The organism is Pinisolibacter sp. (assembly GCF_036782435.1).
Taxonomy (GTDB): domain Bacteria; phylum Pseudomonadota; class Alphaproteobacteria; order Rhizobiales; family Ancalomicrobiaceae; genus CALBKH01.
Genome location: NZ_DAIPZB010000098.1, coordinates 1 through 4,950 on the forward strand (window position 1 = coordinate 1; position 4,950 = coordinate 4,950).

Annotated in this window: 4 protein-coding genes; 1 reads left to right on the forward strand and 3 read right to left on the reverse strand. The window is 67.8% G+C overall.

Going from position 1 to position 4,950, the window contains the following annotated elements; all coding sequences use genetic code 11:
• Window positions 1-254: 254 nt before the first annotated feature.
• From rpsD to V7Q42_RS21215, 3 genes are all read right to left on the reverse strand, one after another.
• Window positions 255-872 (reverse strand): 30S ribosomal protein S4, encoded by a 618-nt coding sequence (gene rpsD, locus V7Q42_RS21205; RefSeq protein WP_333826262.1) that lies wholly within the window; start codon window positions 870-872, stop codon window positions 255-257.
• A 195-nt stretch (window positions 873-1,067) separates the two neighbouring features.
• A complete protein-coding gene (murI, locus tag V7Q42_RS21210; protein ID WP_333826263.1) occupies window positions 1,068-1,931 on the reverse strand; it encodes a glutamate racemase in 864 nt (287 codons plus the stop codon).
• A gap of 186 nt (window positions 1,932-2,117) precedes the next feature.
• Entirely contained in the window at window positions 2,118-2,969 is an 852-nt protein-coding gene (locus V7Q42_RS21215) for an RNA methyltransferase (protein ID WP_333826264.1), read from the reverse strand.
• 133 nt (window positions 2,970-3,102) lie between these two features.
• On the opposite strand from V7Q42_RS21215, the gene V7Q42_RS21220 reads away from it, so the two are divergent.
• Window positions 3,103-4,884: a tetratricopeptide repeat protein gene (locus V7Q42_RS21220; RefSeq protein WP_333826265.1), complete on the forward strand. Its 1,782-nt coding sequence runs from the start codon at window positions 3,103-3,105 to the stop codon at window positions 4,882-4,884.
• Window positions 4,885-4,950: the final 66 nt, after the last annotated feature.

A 4,950-nucleotide genomic window follows, 5' to 3' on the forward strand; every position in this document is an offset into this window, starting at 1 on the left:
CGACGCGGTCAGAGGCACATTAAACGCATCAAATCAACATGATGGTCCAACCGCACACAGGTCTCATAATACCATCGGCCATTGAAGATGACCGATAGTATTCCTGACGCGAATTTCTCATGCCTCTGATGCAAATGAGAAATTCGCGGGTGCTCAAAGGCCGGGTGCGTCGGCACTTTCGGCCTTTGGTATGACGACGAAGGCCGCCGGATCGCTCCGGCGGCCTTCTCGTTTCGGCGCGGACCCGCGAGGGATCAACGCGAATAGAATTCGATGACCAGGTTCGGTTCCATCTGCACCGGATACGGCACGTCGCCGAGAGCCGGGATGCGCTGGAACTTGGCGACCATCTTGTTGTGGTCGACCTCGATGTAGTCCGGCACGTCGCGCTCGCCCGACTGGACGGCCTCGAGCACCAGGGCCAGCTGCTTGGAGGCGTCCTTGACCTCGACGACGTCGCCGACCTTCACCTGATAGGAGGCGATGTTCACGCGACGGCCGTTCACCTTGACATGGCCGTGGTTGATGAACTGGCGAGCGGCGAACACGGTCGGCACGAACTTGGAGCGATAGATCACCGCATCGAGGCGGCGCTCGAGCAGGCCGATCAGGTTCTCCGAGGAGTCGCCCTTGAGGCGCATGGCCTCCTGATAGGTGCGCTTGAACTGCTTCTCCGAGATGTTGCCGTAGTAGCCCTTGAGCTTCTGCTTGGCCTTCAGCTGCACGCCGAAGTCGGAGAGCTTGCCCTTGCGGCGCTGGCCGTGCTGGCCCGGGCCGTACTCGCGCTTGGCGACCGGGGACTTGCCACGGCCCCAGATGTTCTCGCCCATGCGGCGATCGATCTTGTACTTCGCAGAATGACGCTTCGACATCGCGGTCTCACGTTGTTGGCGGCGAACGCCGAGGCGTCCACCCGAGTTTTCGAGAGCGCGCCCTCCTCTGCGCCTTGCGGCGCCGACAGGTTCCCTCCGAGCGTTGGGAGGGGAGCCACGGGAGCACGTGAAAAGACTTCGCGGACCGAGCGGCCCGCGAAGCTGGCGGTGATCTACCCCCCTCGGCCGTGAAAGTCAAACAGCGGACGCTTCGCCCACCACCTCGAGCCCGAATCCGGCGAGAACCTTCGCCAGCGCGGCGGTCGGCGGCCGGCCCGAGGTGAAGATCGCGCGTCCCGACGCCGGCTTCGCCCCCGGCGGCGCCGATCCCAACAGCGCCACCACTCGCCGGGCGATCGCCGGGCCGGGGTCGATCCACTCGACCTCCCACGGCGCCAGCCGGCGGAAATGATCGATGAGGAAGGGATAGTGGGTGCACCCGAGCACGATGCGGTCGGTGCGCCGGCCGCCGTGACGCCGGAAACAGGGCTTGATCTCGGCGAGGACCGCCGCATCGTCGACCGGACGGCCGGAGAGATGGTCCTCGGCGATGCGGGCGAGTTTCGTCGAGCCGACCAGCGTCACCTCGATGTGGCTGGCATAGGTGTCGATCAGCGCCCGGGTGTAGTCGCGCTTCACCGTGCCCGGCGTCGCCAGCACCGAGATCAGCTTCGACCGCGTCGTCGTCGCCGCCGGTTTGATCGCCGGCACCGTACCGACGAAGGGGACGGGGAACGCGGCACGCAGATGCGGCAGCACCAGCGTCGCGGCGGTGTTGCAGGCGACGACGAAGACGTCCGGACGATGCTCCGCCACCAGCCGCCCGGCGAGGTCGACGATGCGCGCCGTCAACGCCCCCTCCTCCCGATCGCCATAGGGAAAGCCGGCGTCGTCGGCGACGTAGACGATCTCGGCGTCGGGGCGCGCCGCGCGGATCTCGCGGGCGACGGAGAGGCCGCCGATACCGCTGTCGAAGACGAGGATACGGGGAGAACGGCCCTGCGCTGCGCGGGGAGGACGCGACACCGTCGCCTCGGCCGTTTCGTTCGATGCCGCCATGGGCGCGCTCCTGGCGTCGGCGGATGTCCCTCCGCCGGAGGCCCGGTCGGCACGCTCGCGCTGCGGAGGGAGATCGGGGCACGGGCGCGACGCAGAACCTTCCAACGCCCGGCCCCACGTGCATCAAACCATGCCCATGGTTAAGGCGAAGTTGAGGAAAGATTTACGAAAAATGAAATGCGAAAATCACTCCTCGTCCCGATTTCGCACCGCCTTCTCGCGCTCCGCCGCCGCCCGCATCTCGTCGAAGCGAGCGAGGTCGAGCCGCGTCGGCCGCCCCTCCAGCGCCGCCACCATGCCGCGCAGGGTCCGGACCTCCTGTTCGGAGAGCCGCGCCTTCTGGAAGATCTGGCGCAGGTTGCGCACCATGTGGTCGCGCTTCGACGCCGGGCGAAAGAACTCGACCTTGTCGAGTGCGCCCTCGAGATGGGCGAAGAAGCCGAAGACGTCGGCCTTGGAGGCCTGGGGCGAGCGTTCCTTCTCGCCGAACGGCGTCCAGGCGGCATCGCCCAGCACCACCCGCCGCCATTCGTAGGCGACCAGGATCACCGCCTGGGCGACGTTGAGCGAAGCGAAGACCGGATCGACCGGCACCGTACAGATTCGGTCGCACGCCCCCACCTCGTCCGAAGTGAGGCCCCACTTCTCCCGCCCGAAGACGACACCGATGCGCGCCCCGGCCGCCGCCGCCCGCCCCATCTCCACCGCCGCCACCGCCGGGCTCTCCACCTCCTTGGCGATGTCGTGCGGCCGCGCCGTCGTCGCATAGACCAGCTCGAGATCGGCGATCGCCTCGGCGAGCGTGTCGTGGAGCGTGACCGTGTCGATGATCGTGTCGCCTCGCGATGCCGCCGCCCGCGCCTTGTCGTTCGGCCAGCCGTCGCGCGGCTTGACCAGGCGCAGTTCCTTCAGGCCGAAATTGGCCATGGCGCGCGCCGCCGCACCGATGTTCTCGCCCATCTGGGTCTCGACCAGCACGATCACCGGCGGCACGAACGCCGCCGATCCTTCCGCCTCGTCGTTCGCCTGCGGCGCCATCTTCTTCTCCTCGGATCTCCGCCGGTTGGGTTAGCGCAACCGGCGGGACCTGTCGACGCACCGTGAAGAGTGACGGATTGACAGAAACGTTTTGGCCAGCCGAAATGCGCCGTGCTTCCGTTGGGATACCCGGATGTCGAATGGCGACGACAGGGTGGTCGAGGAGCTCGGTCGCGTCCTCGCCTCCGAGCCTTTCGTCGCGTCGCCGATGCTCGCATCCTTCCTGCGCTACGTGGTGGAGGAGACGCTCGCCGGCCGCAGCGACCGCTTGAAAGCCTACACCATCGCCGTCGGGGCGCTCGAGCGGTCCGACGATTTCGATCCCAACGACAATCCCCTCGTCCGCGTCCAGGCACGCCGCCTGCGTCAAGCTCTCGAGCGATACTATCTCACCGAAGGCCGCAACGCCGCCCTCGTCATCGAGCTGCCGCTCGGTACCTATGTGCCGAATTTCATCGAGCGCACGACGGCTCCCCGAGCCGCCGCCACCCCGTCGCCGACCGACGCCGATGAGCCGCACACGGACGCACCACCCCCACCCCGCCGCGCCCGAGCTCCCATGCGGCGCGGCCGGTTCGCCTTCGTCGCCCTCACCGTCGCCCTCTCCGCCGCCATGGCGATCGGCATCGGGTACGGCGTGTCGCGCATCGTCGACCCGCCACCATCGGCGCGCGAATCGGCGACGAGCGCTTCGTCCGAAACGAGGCCGGCGAGCGATGCGGAGAACACGCAGGCGGTCGGGCTCGATGCGACGCGCGTGCTGCCCCTCGTGGCGGTGACCGTCGACACCGGTTCGCCGCCGCCGTCCGATTTCGATCCCCAGGTCTACCGCAGTCGCCTCGAGGGCTACGCCCGCCGCTTCGACGACTCCGTCGTCGTGACGCGAAGGTCGACCGACTTCCCGCCGCCGATCGGCCAGCCGCTCTACCGCCTGCGCGCCCTCGTGGTTCGCGAAGGCGGCACCACCAACGTCTATCTGCAACTGGTCCACGCCGGAGACGAGCGGCTCGTCGATTCCCTCGCCGTCACGCTCGACGTCACCCGCGGCCCGAACTACACGACCTTCGAGGTGCCGTCCGATCTCGCCTTCGTCCGCGACGCGGTCCGGCTCCACGGCTCGATCTCGCGCGATATCGCCACGATCGGCGACATCGGCCCGGAACTCGCCTGTTTAACAAGAGCGCGGCAGTACTTTCTCGAATCGACCCGTCGAACCCATCGCGACGCCCGCAACTGCCTGACCGTCGTCGTCGCCGCCAATCCGCGCCTCGTCCCGGCGCTGACCATGCTCGGCGAAATCTACATCGGCGAATACCGGCAGAACCTCGACGACGCGATCGACGACCCGCTCGCCCGCGCCGACGAACTCCTCGGCCGTGCGTCCCGGCTCGCCCCCGGGTCTTCGGCGGTCTTCGGTGTGCTCGAGAATCTGTTGCTCATCCGCGGCGACACCGAAGCCGCCATCCGAGCCGCGACCCAGGCGGTTCGCAACAACCCGGACGACACGACGTCGATCGGCGGCCTGGGGGCGGTGTTCGCCCGCGTCGGCCGTTACGAGGAAGCGATCGACCTTCTGACCCGCGCCGAAGCGACCACCTCCACCCCGCCGAAGTGGATGCAGTTCTACGCCTTCCTCGCCTTCAACAATCTCGGCCGCACCCGCGAGGCGGACGAACGCGTCGCCTTCTTCGACGGAACCACCTCGTCGGTCTACCTCGCCGCCGTCGCCATTCGCGCCCACCGCCGCGGCGACGAAGCCGCCGCCGCCACCGCGATCGCCGCGATCCACGAGATCGAACCGACCCTGCGCACCGATCCGAAAGGCTTCCTGCACCGCCGCGGATTCACCGACGCGGTCGCCGATCGCCTGCTGGTCGACCTCCGTGCCGCCGGCCTCACGCGTTCCCGCCCCTGACCCGACGACCCGTCATGAGACCTGTGCGCGGTTGGACCATCATGTTGATTTGATGCGTTTAATGTG